Consider the following 20,284-nt stretch of genomic DNA (forward strand, 5'->3'; position numbering starts at 1 on the left):
TCATGTCGGGGGCGATCCGCGCTCTGACCCTGATGGCGCTGCTGATGGCGGCGGCGCCAACCTATGGCCAGCAGCCGCAAAGTGATCTGGCGGTAATCCAGATGGATCAACTGTTCCAGCGCACGATTTATGGCAAGGCAATGCAGGCGCGGGATGACCAGGCACGGGCCGATCTTCTGGCGGAAAACCAGCGGATCGAAGCCGCGCTCGAGGCCGAGGAACGCGATCTGACTGCCCGACGTGCCACGATGCCGGCCAGTGAATTTCGTGCCTTGGCGGATGCCTTCGATGCCAAGGTCGAAGATATCCGCAATTCGCAAACCACCAAGAGCAGGGCGCTGGTCCGACAGGCCGAAGAGGACCGTCAGCGGTTTTTCGACGTGGCCGGGCCGGTGCTGTCAGACCTGATGGTTGCCTTGGGGGCCACGGTTCTGATCGACCGGGCCAATGTGATTCATGCCACCGGCACCGTTGACATCACCGATCAGGCCATTGCCCGGATCGATGCCGTGCTGGGCGATGGCACCGCCCTGCCACCCCCATCCTCACCGGGCCAGACCGCGCCCTGATCCCACGACGCCGCGCGCAAGTCGCGCGGGCAGCCAGGAGACCCAGATGACCGACACCGCGACCCAGACCGCCGCGCCGCTGACCGCCGATATCGCGCTGATCCAGCGCATCCTGCCGCATCGCTACCCGTTTCTGCTGGTGGACAAGGTGCGCGACATCGTGATCAATGAAAGCTGCGTCGGCATCAAATGCGTCACGATGAATGAACCGCAATTCACCGGCCATTTCCCCGAAATGCCCGTGTTTCCCGGCGTTCTCATCATCGAGGCCATGGCGCAGACCTCGGGCATCCTCGTCGGCCTGTCGATGGATCTGGTCGATAAAAACGCCAAGGTCTTCTTCATGGGCGTCGATGGCGTGAAGTTCCGCCGCAAGGTTGGCCCGGGCGATGTGCTGGAACTGCATGTCAAGGCGCTGCGCGGTGGCGGTCGGGTCTGGAAATTCGAAGGTCGGGCCATGGTCGATGGCGAATTGTGCTGCGAAGCGCAATTCACCGCCATGTTTGACGTACCAAAGGCCTGATCCCCATGGAAAGCCGCATTCACCCGATGGCCGTTGTCGAACCCGGTGCCCAGATCGGCCCGGGCTGCGAGATCGGCCCCTTCGCCGTCATCGGTCCCGAAGTCACGCTGGGCGCGGGCGTGGTGGTCAAACCGCATGGCATCGTGACCGGCTGGACCGAAGTGGGCGAGGGCACGGTAATTTTCCCCGGCGCTGTGGTGGGCGAGGTGCCCCAAGACCTGAAATTCCGGGGTGAGCGTACCCGGCTGATCGTTGGCAAGCGCTGCAAGATCCGCGAAGGGGCGACGCTGAACACCGGCACCGAAGGCGGCGGCGGGCTGACACGGGTTGGCGATGATGTGCTGATGATGACGGGGGCCCATATCGGCCATGATGCGATGGTGGGCGATCGGGTGGTGCTGGCCAATCAGGCCGCCATCGCAGGCCATTGCCAGATCGGCGATGATGTGATCATCGGCGGTCTGTCGGGGGTGCATCAATGGGTGCGCATCGGGCGCGGGGCGATCATCGGCGCGGTGACCATGGTCACCAATGATGTGGTGCCCTATGGCCTTGTGCAGGGGCCGCGTGGCGTGCTTGACGGGTTGAATCTGGTCGGGCTCAAGCGGCGTGGGGTGGACCGGTCCGAAATCACCGCCTTGCGTGCTGCCTACCAGATGCTGGCGCAGGGCGAGGGCTCGTTTCTGGATCGTGCCCGCCGTCTTGCCGATGAAACGGACAGCCAGCATGTGCGCGAGATGACCGATTTCATCCTTGCTGCCACCGACCGCAGCTTCCTGACCCCGAAATGAGCCGTATTACCATCATCTCGGGGGCGGGTCGTCTGCCTGCGGCGCTGGCGGCGGAGCTTGACGCGCCGCTGATCTGCGCGCTGGACGGCTTCGCGCCCGAAGGGCTTGAGCCCGATGTGACATTCCGCGTGGAACGCCTGGTGCCTTTCCTGCGCGACCTGACGGATCGCGGGGTGGAGCGGGTGATTTTTGCAGGCGCCGTCAGCCGCCCGCGATTGGACCCTTCTCTGTTCGACATGGGCACCGCGCAGATGGTGCCGCGCCTGCTGGCCGCCATGCAGGGCGGTGATGATGCCACGCTGCGGGTGGTGATTGCGCTGTTCGAAGAAGCAGGGTTCGATGTGGTCGGCGTTCCCGATGTGGCGCCCGGCCTGTTCCTTGCGCCCGGCGTCTATGGCGCAACGGTTTCAGACGCTGATCAAGCCGATGCCACCCGCGCGGCGGCCATTGTCGCGGCCCTTGGTTCGGTGGATGTGGGGCAAGGTGCAGTTGTGGCGCAGGGCTTGTGCCTGGCGGTGGAAACCCTGCCAGGTACGGATCAGATGCTGGATTTCGTGGCCAGAACTGCCCGCCGCCCCAATCCGGCAGGCGCGCGCGGGGTATTTTTCAAATCCGCCAAACCTGGTCAGGACCGCCGGATCGATCTGCCGACCATTGGCCCCGAAACGCTTGCCCGCGCCCATGCCGCAGGGCTTGCGGGGATTGCCTTTCCGGCCCGGGACGTGATCGTCCTGGATCAGAAAACAGTCTTGCAAGATGCGGAGCGGCTTGGCCTTTTTCTTTGGGCGCAGCCGTGAAGCTGTTTCTGGTGGCCGGTGAGCCCTCGGGGGATCGCCTGGGTGCCGCGCTGATGGCAGGGTTGAAAGCCCTGTCCCCTGATGTGCGGTTCGAAGGTGTGGCCGGCCCCCTGATGCAGGCCGAGGGGATGGGCAGTCTCTTCCCGATGGAAGAGTTGTCCGTCATGGGTATTGCCGAGGTTTTGCCAAAATATTTCAAGCTCTTGGCGCGCATTCGCGAGACGGCAGATGCCGTTCTGGCCTCGCGCGCGCGGGCGCTGGTCACGATCGACAGCCCGGATTTCTGCCTGCGCGTGGCGCGGCTGGTCAAGGAAAAACGCCCTGAAATCAGGGTGATCCACTATGTTGCGCCCTCGGTCTGGGCCTGGCGACCGGGTCGTGCGGCCAAGATGGCCAAGGTGGTGGATCACGTTCTGGCGCTGCTTCCGTTTGAACCCCCTTTCATGACCGCCGCTGGTATGACCTGCGATTTCGTCGGTCATCCGGTTGTTGCGGAACCCCTTGCGCGCCCCGAGGAATGCGAAGCTTTCCGTGGCAATGGCCCCTTGATCCTGGCGCTTCCCGGCTCGCGTCGGGGCGAGGTCAGCCGATTGGCCCCGGTGCTGGGTCAGGTGTTGGCACAGGTGAAATCTGCCTATCCGCTGGCCCGGGTTGCTTTGCCTACGCTGCGTGGCGTGGCCGATCTGGTGGGCGAACTGACTGTCGATTGGCCGATCCGCCCCGAGATCATCACCGACCCCATGCGCAAACGTGCGGCCTTTGCCGCCGCAGATGCGGCCATCGCGGCTTCGGGCACCGTCAGTCTGGAACTGGCGGCGAATTCCTGTCCGATGGTGATTGCCTATAAACTGCATCCGATCAGTTTCTGGCTGATGAAACGCGCGGCCCTGATCGATACGGTGACGCTGGTGAATCTTGTGTCCGATACCCGCGCCGTGCCGGAATTCCTTGGGCCCGAGTGTCAGGCTGATGCCATTGCCCCGGCGCTGCTGGAGCTGTTGCAAGACAGCCCCCGGCGCCAGGCCCAGCTTGGGGCCATGGCGCTGACCATGCAGCGTCTGGGGCAGGGCGGAGAGCCGCCGGGCCTGCGGGCGGCGCGATCGGTGCTGGCCGCGCTCTGAGCGCCAGCTCTCGCAATTGGCCGCGACAGCGGATCAGCGCCCGCGCCAGATCCAGCCGCCCCCCAGAACGCGCGTGCCTTCGCTGGCGTAAAATACGCAGGCCTGCCCGGCGCTGACGCCGTCTTCGGGGTTCAGCAGTTCCACAGTGGCTTCGGTCGCTGAAACCGGCCGCACCACAGCCGGGCGCGGTGGCCGGGTGGAGCGGACCTTGACCATGACCTGCCATTCCGGCTGGCTGTCAAAGGGTGCGTCGCCCAGCCAGTTGATCTCGCGCAGCGGCACCACCCGCGTTGACAGCGCCGCCTTTGGCCCCACCACCACGCGGCGGGTTTCCGGGTCCAGCCGCACGACATAGACCGGCTCGCCCAGCCCGCCGATGCCCAGCCCCTTGCGCTGCCCGATCGTGTAATGGATCACGCCGCGATGCTGGCCCACCACGCGGCCCTCCAGATCGACAATCTCGCCCGGTTCGGCTGCACCGGGGCGCAGCTTTTCGATCACGGCGGCATAATTGCCATCGGGCACAAAGCAGATGTCCTGACTGTCTGGCTTGTCCGCCACCGGCAGCCCATATTTCGCGGCCAGCGCCCTGGTTTCGGCCTTTGACACCAGATGCCCCAGCGGAAAACGCAGGTAATCCAGTTGGTCCTGCGTCGTGGAGAACAGGAAATAGCTCTGGTCGCGGGCCGGATCGGCGGCGCTGTGCAACTCGGCCTTGGCCGCGCCCATCTGGCGCTGGATATAATGCCCGGTGGCCATGCAATCCGCCTCCAGATCCCGTGCCGTGGCCAGCAGATCCTTGAATTTCACCCGTTCATTGCAGCGGATGCAGGGCACCGGTGTCGCGCCCGCCAGATAGGCATCGGCAAATTCCTCGATCACCGCCTCGCGGAAGGTGTTTTCGTAATCCAGCACATAATGCGGAAAACCCATCGCCTCGGCCACGCGGCGGGCATCATGGATGTCGCGCCCGGCGCAGCAGGCCCCTTTCTTGGCCAGGGCTGCGCCATGATCGTAAAGTTGCAGCGTCACGCCCACCACATCATAGCCCTGATCCTTCAGCAGCGCGGCCACGACCGAACTGTCCACACCGCCCGACATGGCCACCACCACGCGGGTTTCCGACGGGGGCTTGGGCAGCCCCAGCGAGTTCAACGGCTGGTCAAGCATGATCTGGTTCCGGGGATGGGTCTGACTTCGCTGCAATATAGGAAAATGCAAGACACTCTCAAGGTCACGTTTCACCAAGGGTTAAGCGAGATTGCCGACACTTCCCCGCATGGAGAAGGGGTTTGCCATGTATCTGAAACGTGTCGATGGTCCGCGTCAGGTGACCTTGCCGGATGGCTCGGTTCTGACGCGGGCCGATCTGCCGCCTGCCGATACGCAGCGGTGGGTGGCCTCGCGCAAGGCAACCGTTGTGCGGGCGGTGCAACATGGGTTGATTACGGAATCGGAGGCTCTTGAACGCTATTCCCTGTCGGAGGAAGAATTCGCCTTGTGGCGTGCTGCGGTCGAACGACATGGGGTCAAGGCGCTGAAGGTAACGGCGATCCAGAAATACAGACAACTTTAAATTGTTTTTTGCGCAGTCTCTGTCACAGTAACCGCCAGTTAACCATTGCCCCCCAGTATCATTAACGAAGTTGGCGCCGGCGTGGAGGCAATAGATGCGCATTCTTTTGGTCGAAGACGATCCCACCACCTCGCGCAGCATTGAACTGATGCTGACCCATGCGAATCTGAACGTGTACTGCACAGATCTTGGGGAGGACGGTATCGATCTAGCCAAACTGTATGATTACGACCTCATCCTGCTTGATCTGAACTTGCCGGACATGAGCGGGCATGAAGTGCTGCGTCAGCTGCGTCTGGCCCGAATCGAGACGCCTATTCTGATTCTCTCTGGCGCGGACGATACCGAAAGCAAGCTGAAGGGATTCGGCTTTGGCGCGGATGATTACATGACCAAACCCTTCCACCGCGAAGAACTGGTCGCGCGTATCCATGCCATCATCCGCCGGTCGAAGGGGCATTCGCAATCGGTGATCCGCACGGGTCGGGTGACTGTCAATCTGGATGCCAAGACGGTCGATGTCGATGGCAAGACGGTGCATCTCACCGGTAAGGAATACCAGATGCTGGAGCTTTTGTCGCTGCGCAAGGGCACCACGCTGACCAAGGAGATGTTCCTCAATCATCTCTATGGTGGGATGGACGAACCGGAACTGAAGATCATCGATGTCTTCATCTGCAAGCTGCGCAAGAAACTGGCCGAGGCGACCGGGGGCCAGAACCATATCGAAACGGTCTGGGGCCGTGGCTATGTGCTGCGCGATCCGGCCCCGGCGGAAGTGGACCGTCGTTTCGCCCTTGGTGCCTGATACCCGCCATGATCGCCGCATGGGCCCAGACGGCCTGCGGCGGCTTTACCTCTGCGCGCGGCTCTCCTACATCTGACGGGCAAGGTGGTGAGGGAGACAGGCGGATGATCCCGGTGGAACGGATGACCGAGGCCGAGGCGCGCGCAGAACTGGCCCGGTTGGCGGCAGAAATCGCCCGGGCGAATACGGCCTATCATCAGTTGGACGCCCCCGAGCTTTCGGATGCGGATTATGATGCCCTCAGACAACGCAATGCAGCCATCGAAGCGCGCTTTCCTGATCTGAAGCGCGCCGATAGCCCGTCAGATCGGGTGGGCGCAGCGGTGGCTGATGGCTTTGGCAAGGTGCGGCACGATGTCCGTATGCTCAGCCTCGAAAACGCCTTCGCCGCCGCCGATGTTGCCGATTTTGAAGATCGCATCCGCAAATATCTGGGGCATGACTCCGCGCTGAGCTATACAGCCGAACCCAAGATCGACGGGCTGTCCTTGTCGCTGCGCTATGAAGATGGGGTTCTGGTGCAGGCGGCCACCCGGGGGGACGGCGAGACCGGCGAAAATGTCACTGAAAATGCCCGCACCATCGCCGATATTCCGCAACTTTTGACCGGTGCGCCCGCGCTGCTGGAGGTCCGGGGCGAGGTGTACATGTCGCACGGGGATTTTGCGGCACTGAACGCGCGGCAGGTGGCTGCGGGCGACAAGACCTTTGCCAATCCGCGCAACGCGGCGGCCGGATCACTGCGCCAACTGGATGCCACTGTCACCGCCAGCCGCCCGTTACGCTTTTTTGCCTATGCCTGGGGCGCCCTTTCAGAACCGCTGGCCGATACGCAGGCCGAGGCCATCGCCCGGCTTGGTGCGCTTGGGTTTCAGGTCAATCCCTTGACCCGGTTGTGCCACGGGCCTGACGAGTTGTTGGAGCATTACCGCCGGATCGAGGCGCAGCGCGCCACCTTGGGCTATGATATCGACGGCGTGGTTTACAAGGTCAACGATCTGGCGCTGCAGCGCCGCCTTGGCTTTCGCTCGGCCACACCTCGCTGGGCCATTGCCCACAAGTTTCCCGCCGAACTGGCCTGGACCCGGTTGGAAGCCATCGACATTCAGGTCGGTCGCACCGGGGCGCTCAGCCCGGTGGCGCGGCTCACCCCCGTGACGGTGGGGGGCGTTGTCGTGTCAAACGCCACGCTGCACAACGAGGATTACATAGCCGGTCGCGACAGCAAGGGTGAACCGATCCGTGGGGGCAGGGATATCCGGGTTGGCGATTGGGTGCAGGTCTATCGGGCGGGCGATGTGATTCCCAAGATCAACGATGTCGATCTGGACCGGCGCCCGGCTGACAGCATCCCCTTTGCCTTTCCGATCCTCTGCCCGGAATGTGGATCCGAGGCGGTGCGTGAGGAAGGCGATGCTGTCCGTCGGTGCAGCGGCGGTTTGATCTGCCCAGCACAGGCGGTGGAGCGGTTGAAGCATTTCGTCAGCCGCAACGCCTTTGATATCGAAGGTCTTGGGGCCAAGCAGGTCGAGGCTTTTTTCAACGATCCCGACCTGCCGATCAAGGCCCCGGCCGACATTTTCACGCTGGAACAGCGCGATGGTGAAAGCCCGTTGAAAAAGCTGAAGAACCGGGATGGCTGGGGTGAAACTTCGGTCCGCAAGCTGTTTGCCGCCATCGAGGCGCGCCGCACCATCCCTTTGAACCGCCTGATCTTTGCGCTTGGCATCCGCCATGTCGGCGAAAGCTCGGCGGCCCTGCTGGCCACGCATTACGGCAACTGGGCGGCGTTTGAAGCAGCCATGACGGCCGCCCGGATCGGCGAGGGCGCGGAATGGGCGGAACTGACGGCCATCGATGGCGTTGGCGCGGTGCTGGCCGGATCGCTGGTCACCGCCTTTCATCAGGGGGCCGAACGCGCCGCGATCGATGATCTGGTCACCCATCTGACGGTGCAGGACGTGCAGGCCCGCGCCCCGGTGGACAGTGCGATCGCCGGCAAGACCGTGGTGTTCACCGGCACTTTGGAGAAGATGAGCCGTGCCGAAGCCAAGGCCCGCGCCGAGGCGCTTGGGGCCAAGGTCGCCGGGTCTGTCAGCGCAAAGACCGATCTGGTCATTGCCGGCCCGGGTGCGGGCAGCAAGGCCAAGCAGGCCGAAACCCTGGGCATCCGGATCATTGATGAGGATGCCTGGCTCGCGCTGGCCAGCCAGGGCTGACATGAGCCGGCCCGAAATCCTCTACCCGCTCTTTGCCGATCTGGAGACATTGGAGGGCGTGGGCCCCAAGACCGCGCGGGCAATGGCCGGGTTGGGGGTGGAAAAGCCGAAGGACCTGTTGTTCCTGTTGCCCCATTCCGGCATCGACCGCCGCCGTAGGGCCAGCCTGCGCGATGCTCAGCTGCCCGGAGTGGCGACGGTCGAGGTGATGGTGGGCAATCACCTGCCGCCGCGCCAGAAGGGGCGGCCCTACCGGATCAATGTGCGCGATGCCGAGCTGGATTTTCAGCTGGTCTATTTTCATGCCCGTGGGGACTATCTGACGAAACTGTTGCCGACAGGGCAGCGCCGTCTGGTGTCCGGCAAGGTGGAGCTTTTTGATGGACTGGCGCAGATGGTTCACCCCGATCATGTGCTGCGCCCCGAAGAGGCGGCAGAGATGCCGGAATTCGAACCGGTCTATCCTCTGGTCGCGGGCGTGACACAACGTGTGCTGGCCAAGGCGGCGCTGGCCGCCCTGGCGCGAACGCCCGACCTGCCGGAATGGATCGATGGTCCGCTGAAGCTGCGCGAAGGCTGGCCGGATTGGCGTGATGCCGTAACTGCGGTGCATGCCCCGCGTACGGCTGCCGATCTGGCCGCCCATGCACCCTATCGGCAAAGGCTGGCTTATGACGAGTTGTTCGCCCATCAGCTGACGCTGGGGTTGGCGCGGGCACAGGCCCGCAGGGGCAAGGGGCGATCTTCAAAATCTGATGGAGGATTGCAGCGGAAGACATTGGAATCCCTGCCATATGCCCCAACGGGCGCCCAGCTGCGCGCAGTGGCCGAGATTGCTGCTGATATGGCATCTCCGCTGCGCATGAACCGTTTGCTGCAGGGGGATGTGGGGGCGGGCAAGACCTTGGTGGCCTTTCTGGCGCTGCTGATCGCGGTCGAGGCGGGTGGCCAAGGCGTGATGATGGCCCCGACCGAGATTCTGGCGCGTCAGCATCTGGAAAGCCTGGCCCCTCTGGCCGCCGCTGCCGGAATTCGGCTGGACGTTCTGACAGGCCGCGACAAGGGGGCCGAACGGGCGGCCAAGTTGGCGGCCCTGGCTGCGGGCGACATCGCGGTTCTTGTTGGCACCCATGCGGTGTTTCAGAAAGACGTTCAGTTTCGTGATCTCAGGCTTGCCGTGGTCGATGAACAGCACCGCTTTGGGGTAGCGCAGCGCATGGAACTGGGGGCCAAGGGGGCAGCAGCGGATGTGCTGGTGATGACGGCAACACCGATTCCGCGCAGCCTTGCCCTGGCCAGCTATGGTGACATGGATGTGTCGGTGCTGGACGAGAAACCCGCCGGGCGCAAACCGGTCAAGACGGCCATGGTCAGCACGCAGCGGATAGACGAGGTGGTCGCCCATCTGCGCAAGGCGGTGGCCGAGGGGCGGCAGGCCTATTGGGTCTGTCCGCTGGTCGAAGACAGCGAGGTGGTCGATTACGCCAGCGCCGAAGCACGGTTCGAACATCTGCGCGCGGCTTTGGGGGATCGGGTCGGATTGGTGCATGGGCAGATGCCTGCGCCCGACAAGGATGCCGCCATGGCCCGGTTCGTGGCAGGCGAGACATCGGTTCTGGTGGCCACAACTGTGATCGAGGTGGGGGTAAACGTGCCCAATGCCTCGATCATGGTGATCGAGCGGGCAGAGGTTTTCGGCCTGGCGCAACTGCACCAGTTGCGGGGGCGGGTGGGCCGGGGTTCGGCGCAATCCACCTGCCTTCTGCTCTATCAGGCACCGCTGAACGAAAGCGGTCAGAAACGGCTTCAGACCCTGCGCGATACCGAGGATGGGTTCCGCATCGCCGAGGTTGACCTGGCGATGCGGGGGGCGGGCGATCTGATCGGCACGGCGCAGTCAGGTCTGCCCCGCTTCCGGGTGGCCGATCTGGAACGACAATCCGCCTTGATGGAGATCGCACAAAGCGATGCCCGGCGGCTATTGGCCGAAGACCCCGCGCTGGAGGGCCCCCGGGGGAGAGCCGCGCGCAATCTTCTCTGGCTGCTGGATCAGGATCGCGCGATCCGCTTGATTTCGGTCGGGTAAGCTCCTTTCCGGCCAGGCTACGGGAACAAGGCGGGCAGGGGTGTTCCGCTTTGTTCTCAAATGTTCCCAAAAAGTTCTTTACAGATCGTGAATCATGTGAGAACAATTGGGCAACAAAGCACAGGAGGCACCGATGCTGAAGGAAGTGAAGGCCATCATCACCCGTTCATCCGCCACTCTGGTCGAGGATGTTCTTGGCACGGTATCGCTGTTTGTGCTTTTGATCGCCGGCCTGCATCTGCCGGGGATTGTCTGAGGAATTTCAACTGCCTGCGGTCTGCCCTGCGGGTGCATCGGTCCCCAAGCGATGCCCGCGCCTGTCCCGGCGCCCATGCCCGCCAGACACGCCACTTGCCGCCGCAGCCCAAGGGTTGCGGCGGTTTTTTCATTCCACCTGGGCCATCGCCTCGGTCAGCGCATCCAGGGCCAGCAGGATAGAGGCATGGCGGTTGCGATAATCGCGCGCCGGGATCAAGACCTCATATCCGTCAAAGGGTGCGGCGGGCGGCGGGGCGCCGTCTTTCAGCATGGCGGCAAGCGAATCGCGGGCCGCCATCACCTCGGCCCGGTTGCGGCCAAGGGCAACGGCCCCCAGAATCGCCGCCGAGGCCTGACCGAGCGCGCAGGCCTTCACATCCTGGGCGAATTCCGCAATCCGGCCATCCCGCAGCACCACATCGGCGGTAACGGTCGAGCCGCAGATCGGCGAGCGTTTGCGGGCGCTGCCTTGCGGCGCGGCCAGACGGCCCTGATGCGGGATCGCGGCCGCCAGTTCCAGAATGCGCCCCGAATAAAGCTTGATGAGATCGCTGTCGCTCATGCCTGACGTCCCTGGCCCGGCTTCCCTTGTCCGGCCACAGCGCATAGATAGACCCGGTTCATCCGATTGCAAAGGAGGGCCGCGATGGCTTTCGACCCGACCAGCCTGAAATATGATGCCCAAGGCCTGATCCCCGCCATTGCCCAGGATCATGCCACGGGCGAGGTGCTGATGATGGCCTGGATGAATGCCGCCAGCCTGCAGCGCACACTGGACAGCGGGATCGTCACCTATTGGTCGCGATCGCGTCAGGCATTCTGGGCCAAGGGCGAAACCTCGGGCCATGTGCAGCATCTGGTCGAACTGCGCATTGATTGTGATCGCGATTGTCTGCTGCTGCAGGTGACCCAACAGGGCCCTGCCTGCCATACCAACCGCCGGTCCTGCTTTTACACGCTGGTGGAAAACGGCGCGGAACGGATCACATCCGATCCAATCTGCTAAGCAGTGCGGCAGTCTGCGGCATCCGTGCCAGGCTGCGGCCGATATGGTCGCGCCACTTCGGCCCGCGTGACAGCGCATCCTGCCAGGCTTCGGCCAGTTCATCAGGCCGGTCTTCGATCAGGGCCGCGATCAGAAAGGCCGCCTGCCTGCGGTCTTTTTCCGATTTCAGCGCATCCGGGCCACCCTGACGGCGATCCGCCACGATCAGCTTGTGGATGGCAAAGGCCTCGGGGCGCGGGATCTGGATCAGCACGCCCGACCGATAGAGCAGTGCAGCCGGAATCGGCGCGGCAATCAGGAAGTTCAGGAAATGCAGCGATTGCGCCGAAACGCCAAGCGCGGGCAAGGGGCGGATGTCTTCCTCGGGGCGGAAGGACGGGGTCAGAAACTCGACCAGCGTATCCGACCGGGTCTGGCTCCACCGCCAGATGGCGCCCGGCTGCAGGGCTGGAACGGGGGTAAAATCCAAGGACTGAAAGGTAGTTGCAAGCTGATCTTCAACCTGATCGCCAAGCGCCAGTGACAGGCGTTCAAACTGGGCAATATCCAGATCGCCGGTCTGGGCCGTATCGTCAAAGCTGTAGCGTATCCCCAATTCGCCTTCATACAGCCGGAAGGCATGGGTGCCCACGATGGTGCCACCCAGCCGGAACACGCCCTGATCGGCCATCGCTTTCAGGATCGAACCAAAGCGCGCCTCAACCGGCAGGAAATCTTCGCCGCGCAGCAGCCGGACAAGCCGGGTCCGATGGGCCGCGCGATCCTTGGCTTCGGCCTGCAGGCGGGCACGTTCGGCGAGATCGGCGGCAAGCTCAGGGCTGTCTTCGCCGATATAGCGGCGGCGCACCGTGCTGCCGATCCGCCGGGTTTCATACCAATAGGCACGGCCATTGGCGCGTTCTTCACGCATGACCGACCCACGCACCTCGGCCGCACGGTCAGATTTCAGACTGCGCAGCAGATCGTGATAGGCGCTGTGGGCAAGGGTGGAATGGCGGTCTGGCATGGGCCTGTACTACATTTTCAATGATTGTAGTACAGGGTTCTGTACTACGCCAGGTCCTTTTGTAGTACACGCACTCGGCAAAAGAAAACCGCGCGAAGGTTGCCCCCCGCGCGGCAGTGTTTCGGATCGTCAGATCACTCGTCCGAAGCGGCAGCCCCGACTTCGTCGAACAGTTCTGCGATTTCGAATTCAGCAGCGGCTTCGGCTTCGGCGGCCAGCTCCTGGATCGATTTGCCCGAAGCCTGCAGTTCGGCTTCTTCCACCGAACGGGCCACGTTGATCGTGATGCGCACCGAAACTTCGGGGTGCAGCACGACGGACACAGAATGCAGGCCCAGGTCCTTGATCGGACGGTCCAGCACAACCTGGCCACGGCCAACCGAGAAACCGCCAGCGGTCGCGGCATCTGCCACGTCGCGGGTGGTCACCGAACCATACAGCGCACCAGCGTCGGATGCCGAACGGATCACGATGAAGGCCTGACCGTCGAGCTTGGCGCCCACGGCTTCGGCTTCTTTCTTCGTTTCCAGGTTCTGGGCTTCCAGCTGGGCCTTGCGGGCTTCGAAACCTTTGATGTTGGCTTCGGTGGCGCGCAGCGCCTTGCCTTGCGGCAGCAGGAAGTTCCGGCCGTAGCCGTCCTTCACCTTAACCACATCGCCCATCTGGCCAAGCTTGGCCACGCGCTCAAGAAGGATCACTTGCATGGAAGTCTCTCCTTATTTCACGGCATAGGGCAGCAGGGCGAGGAAGCGGGCACGCTTGATGGCCTGGGCCAGTTCGCGCTGCTTCTTGGCCGAGACGGCGGTGATGCGCGACGGAACGATCTTGCCGCGTTCGCTGATATAGCGCTGCAGCAGACGCACGTCCTTGTAGTCGATCGCCGGGGCATTATCGCCCGAGAAGGGGCAAACCTTGCGGCGGCGGAAGAAGGGTTTGTTCGCCATGATGATGGTCCTTTCCCTGTCAGATCAACGACGACGGTCGCCGCCGAAGCTGCGCTCACGGCGTTCGCCGCGGTCACCACCTTCGGGACGGTCACCACGATCGCCACGCTCACGCTCGTCGCGCTTCTGCATCTGGACCGACGGGCCTTCGGCATGGGTGTCAACCTTGATGGTCAGCACGCGCATCACATCGTCATGCAGGCGCATCAGGCGTTCCATTTCCTGCACGGCAGCGGCGGGCGCGTCCGACTTCAGGAAGGCATAGTGGCCCTTGCGGTTCTTGTTGATCTTGTAGGCCATCGTCTTGACGCCCCAGTACTCGTGTTCGACGACCTTGCCGCCGTTATCCGCGAGGACGGTGGAGAAATGTTCGATGAGACCTTCGGCTTGCGTGTTGGACAGGTCCTGACGCGCAATCATGACATGCTCGTAAAGCGGCATGTAAGCTCCGTATCTGTCTGGGCGCATTTCATAGGTCGGGCCTTTTGCCTTCCGCGGCCCGTCCACGAGAGGCTGCGCCGGTTCATGGGTCTTGCGGAAGGATGTGTGCCCTTACACGCAAGGCTACCCTTGGGCAAGCGCGGCCCGCATGAAATCGGCCCATGGGCAAGAAAATGCCACTGAAATCCGGCGACAGGCTGTGTGTTATCGCATAGCGGGGCATCCCGGGGCATTGAGGATGGCAATGGCGAGGCCGGGCAGGGTACCGCGATTCGCCATGACCAGACGTTGCAGGAAAGGACAGCCCGCATGAAACGGCTTTTCATCACCACCACCGCGCTTTCGGTGGCCCTGAGCCAGATCAACCCGGCGATGCTGATGGCGCAGACCGCCATCGACATTGACGGCCAGGCGGTCGTCTGCCTGCCCGGCAAGAAGGCTGCATGTCCCGAAGGGGCGTTTTGCGTGGTGGCCAAGAACCCGGCCAATTGCGAACGCAATGCCCGCAAGGCGCTTGGCCTGACACCGGATGAAGAACCTGCCGCCGGGGAAGACTCGGCTGCCGCAGAGGCCGAGGCTGCCGCAGAGGCCGAGGCTGCCGCCAAGGCCGAACGCAAACGCAAGAAGGCCGAAGCTGCGGCTGCCGAGGAAGCCGCCGCCGCCGAAGCGGCTGCCGCTGCCGAAGCCGAGGCCGCCGCCAAGGCCGAACGCAAACGCAAGAAGGCCGAAGCCGCAGCTGCCGAGGAAGCCGCCGCCGCCGAAGCGGCTGCCGTTGCCGAAGCCGAGGCCGCCGCCAAGGCCGAACGCAAACGCAAGAAGGCCGAAGCCGCCGCTGCCGAAGAAGCCGCTGCAGCGGCAGAGACCGCTGGCGAGGCCCCTAATGCCAGTCCGGCACCTTCCGAATCTGCCGCAGGCGAGGCGGTCGAACAGGTGCTGACAGCCGAAGAACGCGCCGCATTGCGCGCCGAACGCAAGGCGAGGCGGGAGGCCGCCCGCGAAGCCGCTGCCCTTGCCGCCGCCGAAGGCGCGCAGCCGGTGGCCGAGGATGGAACCCTTCTGCCGGTCATTGCCCCGGCGGAAGGCGTGGCCGCTCCAGAACCGGAAGCCGTCGCAGCCCTGTCAGAGATTCTGACCGATGATGCAGAGCCCCTTGCCGCCGAAGTGGTGGACGGTGGAGCCGAGGCGGCCCCCGCTGAAACCCCGCGCAAGAAGCGCAAGAAAAAGCCGGCGGCAGCCGATACCGAAACCGCCGCACCTGCCGTGACAGTGACCGAAACCACAGTGACGGCCGAAGATGTGCGCGGGTCGGATGAGGATTTCGCAACCGGCGCCCTGACGCCCACTGCCGAAGCCGAGGCCGCACCCAAGGCCGAAAAGAAGCGCAACAAACTGTCCGATCTGGAAAAGGCCGGTCTGGTGGTTCTTGGCGCGCTGGTGGTCGGCTCACTGCTGAAGAATGGCGAAAAGGTCGTATCGAATACCGGTGACCGTGTGGTGCTTGATCAGGGCGACGGGCGCTATGTGCTGTACAAGGATGACGATACGCTGATCCGCCAGCCGGGCAGCAATGTGCGCACCGAAACCTTCAATGACGGCTCCACCCGCACCACCGTTCTGCGCGCCGATGGCACCAGCATCGTGACCATCCGCGACGCGGCGGGCCGCGTGCTGCGCCGCGCCCGGGTCAATCTGGATGGCAGCCAGACCCTGCTGATCGACGATCTGCGCGATGACGTGGTGGTCTTCGATCCGCGCGACCTGCCCAAACCCCGGCCCGGCGGCATGGTGATTTCGACCAAGGCCGAAGATGCCGCCTTGCGCGCCGCCCTTCTGCGCTTGCAGGCCGAGGAACTGGATCGTGATTTCACGCTGGGCCAGATCCGCGATTATCGGCAGGTGCGTGAACTGGCGCCGATGGTGGATGTCGAAAGCATCACCTTCGAAAGCGGCTCGGCGGCGATCCGCGCGACCGAGGCTGCCAAACTGGCGGAACTGGGCCGTTTCATGACCGAGATGATCGACACCAATTCCGGCGAGATGTTCCTGATCGAAGGCCATACCGATGCGGTTGGCAATGCCGCCTATAATCTGGCGCTGTCGGATCGGCGGGCGGAAAGCGTGGCCAAGGCGCTGACCGAATATTTCGGGGTGCCGCCAGAAAACATGGTGGTGCAGGGCTATGGCGAGGCGGAACTGCGCATCCCCGTGCTGACGGACGAGCCGCGCAACCGCCGCGCCGCCGTGCGCATGATTTCGCCCTTGATGCGCAAACTGGCGGCAAACTGACCATGGCTTGACACACATCAAGGAAAGGGCTGCCGGATCGGGCCAATCTTTCGGATATCGGCCCTTTCCTCCCTGTTCGGGCCGCGACTTCCCTGCCGGGGCCTTTGGGGGCACCCAGGCGCTCACGCCGCGGCTGCTTGCAGCCTGCGGCGTTTCTTTTGAAGGCTTGCCAGGCCCCGACCTTGGTAGGATGGTCGGTCATGCGGGGCCGTGGCACAGTTGCGGCCATTCGGGCCACAGGGCCGAACAGGGGGCAGGGCATGGAGTATCGGCACGACCAGATCCCGGAAATCGCGCTGGACTGGCATCGTTCGGGGCGCGGGGCCGCATTGGCCACGGTGATCGAAACCTGGGGGTCGGCCCCCCGCCCGGTGGGCAGTCAGTTGGTGATCGATGGTGCGGGGCGGATCATGGGATCGGTTTCGGGCGGTTGCGTGGAGGGCGCGGTGATCCTGGAGGCCGAGGCCGCGCTGGCCGACGGCATGGCGCGCCTGCTGACCTTCGGGGTCAGCGATGACAGTGCCTTTGCCGTGGGTCTGGCCTGTGGCGGCACCATCCGTATCCTGCTGGAACCGGTGGGTGCGGCGCTGCCTGAGGCGCTGCTGGCCGATCTTGTGGCGGCCCGTGCCGCCCGCGCCCCGCGGGCCTATGTGGTGAACCTGACAAGCTGGGAGCGGCGTTTGACCGCAGGCCCCGGCGATCCGCTGGAAGCCGCGATTGCCACCCGACTGCGGGCCGATCGGTCCGGGCTGGAAGAGGGCGACTGGTTCATCGGTCTGCACAATCCGCCGCTGCGTATGGCCATCGTGGGTGCCGTGCATATCGCCCAGCCGCTGTGCCAGATGGCCCGGGCCTGCGGCTATGACGTGACGCTGATCGACCCGCGCGATACCTTTGGCAGCGCCGAACGGTTTCCGGGCGAAACCATCCGCGACGATTGGCCTGACGAGGCGCTGGCCGCACTTGGGCTGGATGCGCGCACCGCAGTGGTAACGCTGACCCATGATGCCAAGCTGGACGATCCGGCGATCCGCGCCACGCTGGGATCGGATGCCTTCTATCTGGGCTGCCTTGGGTCTACCCGCACCCATTCCAAACGGGTGGAACGGCTGGCGCAAGCCGGATTTACCCCCGAACAGATCGCCCGCATCCATGCGCCGGTCGGGCTGGATATCGGGGCCAAAAGCCCGGCGGAGATCGGGGTGTCGATCATCGCGCAGGTGACCCGTGTGCTGAGGCAGGGGGCATGAAGTTCGGCCCTGTTCCGCTGGATCAGGCACAAGGCGCGATCCTGGCGCATTCGGTGCCGCTGCCACAGGGGCGGCTGCGCAAGGGCTGTGTCTTGGGTCCGGAGGATCTGGCCTGTCTGGCAGCGGTGGGCCTGACCGAGGTGACGGTGGCCCGGCTGGATGTATCGGACCTGCATGAAGATGCCGCCGCCCTTGCGATTGCGCAGGCCTTGGTGCCCCGGCCCGAGACGGTGGGCCTGCGGCTGCGCCCGGTGGGAACGGGTCGCGTGAATATCCACTCTGATGTAACTGGAATTGCAGAGGTTTTCGCAGATCGTATCCACGCCCTGAACCGGATCGATCCGATGATCACGCTGGCCACGGTGCCGCCATGGCACAGGCTGAAGCAGGATGAAATGGTCGCCACCGTCAAGATCATCGCCTATGGCGTGCCGCAGGCGGCGGTGGCCGCGGCCTGTGCCGCCGGTGCCGGGGCGCTGCGGATGCGCCCGGTCGCCCGGTCGAGGGCGGTGCTGATCCAGACTGCAACAGCGGATGACGACGGCGAAAAAGGCCATCGCGCGATCCACAAACGGCTGGAGGCGCTGCGGGTCGGGCTGAGCCACAAACAGGTGGTGCGCCACCACGAAGCCGATCTGTCACAGGCGCTGCTGGCAGTGGAAGGGGCGGAGCTTGTGTTGATCCTGACAGCCTCGGCCACGTCGGATATCGATGATGTGGCCCCTGCGGCGCTGCGCCGCGCCGGGGGCGTGGTGGAGCGTTTCGGGATGCCTGTCGATCCCGGAAACCTGTTGTTTATCGGTCAGTTGCGCGGCATTCCGGTGATCGGCCTGCCGGGCTGTGCCAAAAGCCCCGCGCTGAACGGGGCGGATTGGGTGATGGAGCGGGTGATCTGCGGTGTTCCCGTCACCGGTGACGATATCGCCGCAATGGGGGTTGGCGGCTTGTTGAAGGAAATCCCGCAACGCGGCCGTCTGCGCGAGGCGCGCCCCGAATGACAAAGGGGGCCGCTGCGGCCCCCTTTCTGCAATTCCGGTCGCTGACGCTTATTTCGGCGCGACCATCATCACCATCTGGCGGCCTTCCAGCTTGGGCATCGATTCAATCTTGCCAGCCTCACCCACATCGGCGGCGACACGGTTCAGCAGATCCAGACCCAGTTCCTGGTGCGCCATTTCGCGCCCACGGAAGCGCAGGGTGACCTTCACCTTGTCGCCTTCGCCCAGGAATTTCAGAACGGCGCGCATCTTGACCTGATAATCATGGTCATCCGTCCCGGGGCGGAACTTGATTTCCTTGATTTCAATGATCTTCTGCTTCTTGCGGGCTTCGGCTTCACGCTTCTGGGTTTCGTATTTGTACTTGCCGAAATCCATGATCTTGCAGACCGGCGGTTCCGCATTGGGCGAAATTTCCACCAGATCAAGCCCGGCCTCTTCGGCCATGGCCATGGCGCGAGAGGGCGTCACGATGCCCACATTCTCACCATCGGCCCCGATCAGGCGGATTTCCGGCGCGCGGATGCGTTCGTTCACACGGGGGCCCGTTTCGCGTTGCGGCGGGGCGTTGTGGGGTCTGCGGGCTATGGCTGTGATCCTTCTGGCCATTGATGATGCGCGCGCAAAATAAGGCCTGCGCGCGGTTACTTCAACCAGATTCCGGCAAGACGGCGCCGATGCGCCGCCAAAGGCAAAATTCCCCCCCGTGATCACAGTGCGCGGGCCTTTTCAATCCGGGGGGGCGATGCCATCTAGGGGCGGTACGCGGGGATGTGCCCCGCACTGACGGGAGTATCAGGATGAACAGCAAGGTTCTTATCGGTGGCGCAGTGATCGTGGCCGCTGCGGCGGGGTATTATTTCTTTGGGCAGGCCGAGGTCGAGAAGGCCGCCACCGCCACGACCGAAGCCGCAGGTGCCGCAGCCACCGCCACGACCGAAGCTGCCGGCGCTGCTGCGACCGCCACGACCGAAGCTGCCAGCACTGCCGCCGAAACGGCAACCGAGGCGGCAGGGGCTGCAGCAACGGCGGCGACTGACGCTGCCGATGCAGCCGCCAATGTCGCGGCAGATACCGCTGCTGCAGCGACCGCCGCCACAAACGAGGCCGCTGCGGCGACCACCGAGGCTGTGACCGCGGCGACCGAGGCCGCCAATGCTGCGGCCACCGCTGCCACCGAAACGGTTGAAGCAGCCACCACCGCCGCCACCGAAGCTGCAGACACCGCTGCGACCGCCGCCACCGAAGCTGCTGGCGCTGCCGCAGCGGTGGCCAATGATGCGGCCAGCGCGGCCACTGCCGCCGCGACCGAAGCCGCCGGTGCTGCGGCCACAGCCGTGACCGAGGCGGCAGGCGCTGCCAGCCAGGCCACCGACGCGGCTCTGGGCGATGCAGCGGCCCTGCTGAACCCGGCGCAATTTGATGCGGCAAAGATCACCGCCCTGATCGATGGGTCGTCGCTGGATGATGCCACCAAGACCACGCTGAAATCGGCAGTGGACGGGGCGGCGAAAAACCCGGCTCTGGTTGAGGCCGTGGTGACCCAGGTCAAGACCGCGCTTGGCATGTGATCGGCGCGTCGCACCAAAAGAAAGGGCCGCTCCG

22 protein-coding genes are annotated in these 20,284 nt (G+C 64.2%); 15 read left to right on the top strand and 7 right to left on the bottom strand.

The window, feature by feature from the left end:
- The first annotated feature begins 2 nt into the window (after positions 1 to 2).
- Genes V6590_RS00735 through lpxB form a run of 5 tightly spaced genes read left to right on the top strand, consistent with a single transcriptional unit; the run spans position 3 to position 3,801 of the window.
- The gene (locus tag V6590_RS00735; RefSeq protein WP_335418050.1) at positions 3 to 569 is read left to right on the top strand and encodes an OmpH/Skp family outer membrane protein; all 567 of its coding nucleotides are present in this window, start codon (positions 3 to 5) and stop codon (positions 567 to 569) included.
- Positions 570 to 615: 46 nt separating this feature from the next.
- A complete protein-coding gene (gene fabZ / locus V6590_RS00740; protein WP_335418053.1) occupies positions 616 to 1,092 on the top strand; it encodes a 3-hydroxyacyl-ACP dehydratase FabZ in 477 nt (158 codons plus the stop codon).
- Positions 1,093 to 1,097: 5 nt separating this feature from the next.
- Positions 1,098 to 1,883: an acyl-ACP--UDP-N-acetylglucosamine O-acyltransferase gene (gene lpxA / locus V6590_RS00745; protein WP_335418056.1), complete on the top strand. Its 786-nt coding sequence runs from the start codon at positions 1,098 to 1,100 to the stop codon at positions 1,881 to 1,883.
- A complete protein-coding gene (locus V6590_RS00750) occupies positions 1,880 to 2,680 on the top strand; it encodes an LpxI family protein (protein WP_335418059.1) in 801 nt (266 codons plus the stop codon). The genes lpxA and V6590_RS00750 overlap by 4 nt, the downstream gene beginning before the upstream one ends.
- Positions 2,677 to 3,801: a lipid-A-disaccharide synthase gene (lpxB, locus tag V6590_RS00755; RefSeq protein WP_335418061.1), complete on the top strand. Its 1,125-nt coding sequence runs from the start codon at positions 2,677 to 2,679 to the stop codon at positions 3,799 to 3,801. The genes V6590_RS00750 and lpxB overlap by 4 nt, the downstream gene beginning before the upstream one ends.
- Before the next feature lie 33 nt (positions 3,802 to 3,834).
- Here the strand turns inward: lpxB and mnmA are convergent, their stop codons facing one another.
- Positions 3,835 to 4,971: a tRNA 2-thiouridine(34) synthase MnmA gene (gene mnmA / locus V6590_RS00760; RefSeq protein ID WP_335418066.1), complete on the bottom strand. Its 1,137-nt coding sequence runs from the start codon at positions 4,969 to 4,971 to the stop codon at positions 3,835 to 3,837.
- 127 nt (positions 4,972 to 5,098) lie between these two features.
- On the opposite strand from mnmA, the gene sciP reads away from it, so the two are divergent.
- From sciP to V6590_RS00785, 5 genes are all read left to right on the top strand, one after another.
- The gene (gene sciP / locus V6590_RS00765; RefSeq protein ID WP_335418069.1) at positions 5,099 to 5,377 is read left to right on the top strand and encodes a CtrA inhibitor SciP; all 279 of its coding nucleotides are present in this window, start codon (positions 5,099 to 5,101) and stop codon (positions 5,375 to 5,377) included.
- Positions 5,378 to 5,471: 94 nt separating this feature from the next.
- The gene (gene ctrA / locus V6590_RS00770; protein ID WP_335418072.1) at positions 5,472 to 6,185 is read left to right on the top strand and encodes a response regulator transcription factor CtrA; all 714 of its coding nucleotides are present in this window, start codon (positions 5,472 to 5,474) and stop codon (positions 6,183 to 6,185) included.
- A 104-nt stretch (positions 6,186 to 6,289) separates the two neighbouring features.
- Complete coding sequence (gene ligA / locus V6590_RS00775; protein WP_335418074.1) at positions 6,290 to 8,404, top strand: NAD-dependent DNA ligase LigA; 2,115 nt, start codon at positions 6,290 to 6,292, stop codon at positions 8,402 to 8,404.
- Position 8,405: 1 nt separating this feature from the next.
- Positions 8,406 to 10,490 (top strand): ATP-dependent DNA helicase RecG, encoded by a 2,085-nt coding sequence (recG, locus tag V6590_RS00780; RefSeq protein ID WP_335418076.1) that lies wholly within the window; start codon positions 8,406 to 8,408, stop codon positions 10,488 to 10,490.
- Between the two features lie 133 nt (positions 10,491 to 10,623).
- On the top strand, positions 10,624 to 10,746 hold the full coding sequence (locus tag V6590_RS00785) for a hypothetical protein (RefSeq protein WP_335418078.1): 123 nt from the start codon (positions 10,624 to 10,626) through the stop codon (positions 10,744 to 10,746).
- A gap of 129 nt (positions 10,747 to 10,875) precedes the next feature.
- Here the strand turns inward: V6590_RS00785 and V6590_RS00790 are convergent, their stop codons facing one another.
- Positions 10,876 to 11,310: an iron-sulfur cluster assembly scaffold protein gene (locus tag V6590_RS00790; RefSeq protein WP_335418080.1), complete on the bottom strand. Its 435-nt coding sequence runs from the start codon at positions 11,308 to 11,310 to the stop codon at positions 10,876 to 10,878.
- Between the two features lie 84 nt (positions 11,311 to 11,394).
- On the opposite strand from V6590_RS00790, the gene hisI reads away from it, so the two are divergent.
- On the top strand, positions 11,395 to 11,754 hold the full coding sequence (gene hisI / locus V6590_RS00795) for a phosphoribosyl-AMP cyclohydrolase (RefSeq protein ID WP_335418081.1): 360 nt from the start codon (positions 11,395 to 11,397) through the stop codon (positions 11,752 to 11,754).
- Here the strand turns inward: hisI and V6590_RS00800 are convergent.
- The 4 genes from V6590_RS00800 to rpsF all read right to left on the bottom strand — a co-directional run bounded on the left by V6590_RS00800 (position 11,732) and on the right by rpsF (position 14,145).
- Entirely contained in the window at positions 11,732 to 12,760 is a 1,029-nt protein-coding gene (locus V6590_RS00800) for a nucleotidyltransferase family protein (RefSeq protein WP_335418083.1), read from the bottom strand. The two genes, hisI and V6590_RS00800, sit on opposite strands and share 23 nt — an antisense overlap.
- A 134-nt stretch (positions 12,761 to 12,894) precedes the next feature.
- Entirely contained in the window at positions 12,895 to 13,464 is a 570-nt protein-coding gene (gene rplI, locus V6590_RS00805) for a 50S ribosomal protein L9 (protein WP_335418084.1), read from the bottom strand.
- Between the two features lie 12 nt (positions 13,465 to 13,476).
- Positions 13,477 to 13,704 carry a 30S ribosomal protein S18 gene (gene rpsR, locus V6590_RS00810; RefSeq protein ID WP_023666208.1) on the bottom strand — a complete coding sequence of 76 codons (228 nt, stop codon included), beginning with the start codon at positions 13,702 to 13,704 and terminating at the stop codon, positions 13,477 to 13,479.
- A 24-nt stretch (positions 13,705 to 13,728) separates the two neighbouring features.
- Positions 13,729 to 14,145 carry a 30S ribosomal protein S6 gene (rpsF, locus tag V6590_RS00815; RefSeq protein WP_335418115.1) on the bottom strand — a complete coding sequence of 139 codons (417 nt, stop codon included), beginning with the start codon at positions 14,143 to 14,145 and terminating at the stop codon, positions 13,729 to 13,731.
- A 309-nt stretch (positions 14,146 to 14,454) separates the two neighbouring features.
- On the opposite strand from rpsF, the gene V6590_RS00820 reads away from it, so the two are divergent.
- The 3 genes from V6590_RS00820 to V6590_RS00830 all read left to right on the top strand — a co-directional run bounded on the left by V6590_RS00820 (position 14,455) and on the right by V6590_RS00830 (position 18,679).
- The gene (locus V6590_RS00820) at positions 14,455 to 16,431 is read left to right on the top strand and encodes an OmpA family protein (RefSeq protein ID WP_335418118.1); all 1,977 of its coding nucleotides are present in this window, start codon (positions 14,455 to 14,457) and stop codon (positions 16,429 to 16,431) included.
- A 260-nt stretch (positions 16,432 to 16,691) separates the two neighbouring features.
- Positions 16,692 to 17,681: an XdhC family protein gene (locus V6590_RS00825; RefSeq protein WP_335418123.1), complete on the top strand. Its 990-nt coding sequence runs from the start codon at positions 16,692 to 16,694 to the stop codon at positions 17,679 to 17,681.
- Positions 17,678 to 18,679 (top strand): molybdopterin-binding protein, encoded by a 1,002-nt coding sequence (locus V6590_RS00830; RefSeq protein WP_335418129.1) that lies wholly within the window; start codon positions 17,678 to 17,680, stop codon positions 18,677 to 18,679. Before V6590_RS00825 ends, V6590_RS00830 begins: the two co-directional genes overlap by 4 nt.
- A gap of 48 nt (positions 18,680 to 18,727) precedes the next feature.
- Here V6590_RS00830 and infC read toward each other — a convergent pair whose 3' ends face one another.
- Entirely contained in the window at positions 18,728 to 19,216 is a 489-nt protein-coding gene (gene infC / locus V6590_RS00835) for a translation initiation factor IF-3 (RefSeq protein ID WP_335418131.1), read from the bottom strand.
- A 263-nt stretch (positions 19,217 to 19,479) separates the two neighbouring features.
- Here infC and V6590_RS00840 point away from each other — a divergent pair, with 263 nt between their 5' ends.
- On the top strand, positions 19,480 to 20,250 hold the full coding sequence (locus tag V6590_RS00840; RefSeq protein WP_335418134.1) for a hypothetical protein: 771 nt from the start codon (positions 19,480 to 19,482) through the stop codon (positions 20,248 to 20,250).
- The last annotated feature ends 34 nt before the right edge of the window (positions 20,251 to 20,284 follow it).

Source organism: Gemmobacter denitrificans (assembly GCF_036964905.1).
GTDB classification, from domain to species: Bacteria; Pseudomonadota; Alphaproteobacteria; order Rhodobacterales; family Rhodobacteraceae; genus Gemmobacter; species Gemmobacter denitrificans.

Bases quoted from the DNA above. Each gene is read 5' to 3' on its own strand.
- rpsR (WP_023666208.1), bottom strand. From the start codon at position 13,704: ATGGCGAACAAACCCTTCTTCCGCCGCCGCAAGGTTTGCCCCTTCTCG.
- hisI (WP_335418081.1), top strand. From the start codon at position 11,395: ATGGCTTTCGACCCGACCAGCCTGAAATATGATGCCCAAGGCCTGATC.
- sciP (WP_335418069.1), top strand. From the start codon at position 5,099: ATGTATCTGAAACGTGTCGATGGTCCGCGTCAGGTGACCTTGCCGGAT.
- rpsF (WP_335418115.1), bottom strand. From the start codon at position 14,145: ATGCCGCTTTACGAGCATGTCATGATTGCGCGTCAGGACCTGTCCAAC.
- rplI (WP_335418084.1), bottom strand. From the start codon at position 13,464: ATGCAAGTGATCCTTCTTGAGCGCGTGGCCAAGCTTGGCCAGATGGGC.
- V6590_RS00825 (WP_335418123.1), top strand. From the start codon at position 16,692: ATGGAGTATCGGCACGACCAGATCCCGGAAATCGCGCTGGACTGGCAT.
- V6590_RS00735 (WP_335418050.1), top strand. From the start codon at position 3: ATGTCGGGGGCGATCCGCGCTCTGACCCTGATGGCGCTGCTGATGGCG.
- ctrA (WP_335418072.1), top strand. From the start codon at position 5,472: ATGCGCATTCTTTTGGTCGAAGACGATCCCACCACCTCGCGCAGCATT.
- recG (WP_335418076.1), top strand. From the start codon at position 8,406: ATGAGCCGGCCCGAAATCCTCTACCCGCTCTTTGCCGATCTGGAGACA.
- V6590_RS00785 (WP_335418078.1), top strand. From the start codon at position 10,624: ATGCTGAAGGAAGTGAAGGCCATCATCACCCGTTCATCCGCCACTCTG.
- V6590_RS00750 (WP_335418059.1), top strand. From the start codon at position 1,880: ATGAGCCGTATTACCATCATCTCGGGGGCGGGTCGTCTGCCTGCGGCG.
- V6590_RS00800 (WP_335418083.1), bottom strand. From the start codon at position 12,760: ATGCCAGACCGCCATTCCACCCTTGCCCACAGCGCCTATCACGATCTG.
- mnmA (WP_335418066.1), bottom strand. From the start codon at position 4,971: ATGCTTGACCAGCCGTTGAACTCGCTGGGGCTGCCCAAGCCCCCGTCG.
- V6590_RS00790 (WP_335418080.1), bottom strand. From the start codon at position 11,310: ATGAGCGACAGCGATCTCATCAAGCTTTATTCGGGGCGCATTCTGGAA.
- fabZ (WP_335418053.1), top strand. From the start codon at position 616: ATGACCGACACCGCGACCCAGACCGCCGCGCCGCTGACCGCCGATATC.
- lpxA (WP_335418056.1), top strand. From the start codon at position 1,098: ATGGAAAGCCGCATTCACCCGATGGCCGTTGTCGAACCCGGTGCCCAG.
- V6590_RS00840 (WP_335418134.1), top strand. From the start codon at position 19,480: ATGAACAGCAAGGTTCTTATCGGTGGCGCAGTGATCGTGGCCGCTGCG.
- V6590_RS00830 (WP_335418129.1), top strand. From the start codon at position 17,678: ATGAAGTTCGGCCCTGTTCCGCTGGATCAGGCACAAGGCGCGATCCTG.
- V6590_RS00820 (WP_335418118.1), top strand. From the start codon at position 14,455: ATGAAACGGCTTTTCATCACCACCACCGCGCTTTCGGTGGCCCTGAGC.
- ligA (WP_335418074.1), top strand. From the start codon at position 6,290: ATGATCCCGGTGGAACGGATGACCGAGGCCGAGGCGCGCGCAGAACTG.